Origin of the sequence: Prochlorococcus sp. MIT 1303, from assembly GCF_001631965.1 — a bacterium.
Lineage (GTDB): Bacteria > Cyanobacteriota > Cyanobacteriia > PCC-6307 > Cyanobiaceae > Prochlorococcus > Prochlorococcus marinus_D.
This window is the reverse complement of the sequence record NZ_LVHK01000022.1, coordinates 1-584: the sequence shown is the minus strand read 5'-3', so window position 1 is coordinate 584 and position 584 is coordinate 1. Positions and strand designations below refer to the sequence as shown.

Genomic DNA, 584 nt, shown 5'->3' with positions numbered 1-584 from the left:
TTTTGTTGTCGATCACTGCGAACTTGTGGTGCAGCTTGTCTCCGTTCGACAGTCTCGGTGTACCTACCCCTTGTAGAGGGACTGCGAATGGTTTGTTACCTACTTCCAGCTTGCAACGATGATCTGGTAGTGCAAGGCCTAATAAGTCCAGTACTTCTGAATAGGAACGGCTGGCAAAGCCAGGGTCGGCGATTAAGCGTATCTTCACACCGCTTTGCACCTGCTCCCATAGCTTGTCAACTAAAGCTTGTGCAGAAAAGATAAATAAGGCCATATCGATGCTTTGTTTTGATGCTTCTATTTGCTTGGCAATGAATTTTAGTCCGTTCATCTTTTGTCGTTTTGCGTGTGGAGCGAAGAGCACTTCAATGCGGGTGTCACCAACCTTTGCAGTTTGAATACCAGGCTCGTTTTTATCTAACCCAAACAGGCTATCTTTTGCCCCTCCCGGACCATCGCCCCACATCAAAAGGAACTCCTTTTTGAAAAGTTCAGCTAGTTCTGAACTGTTGAAGCTCAGCAAGTGGTTGACATTGCCGCGCGTTTGCATCGCTGCGGGATCTCCATGCATGCCTGAATTGCTG

At 47.6% G+C, this 584-nt stretch carries 1 protein-coding gene; it reads right to left on the bottom strand.

Features of this window, described 5'->3' with window-relative positions; genetic code table 11:
* On the bottom strand, nt 1-550 hold a 550-nt coding region (locus PMIT1303_RS00475), incomplete at its 3' end, for a phospholipase D-like domain-containing protein (protein ID WP_369818689.1).
* Nucleotides 551-584 lie beyond the last annotated feature (34 nt).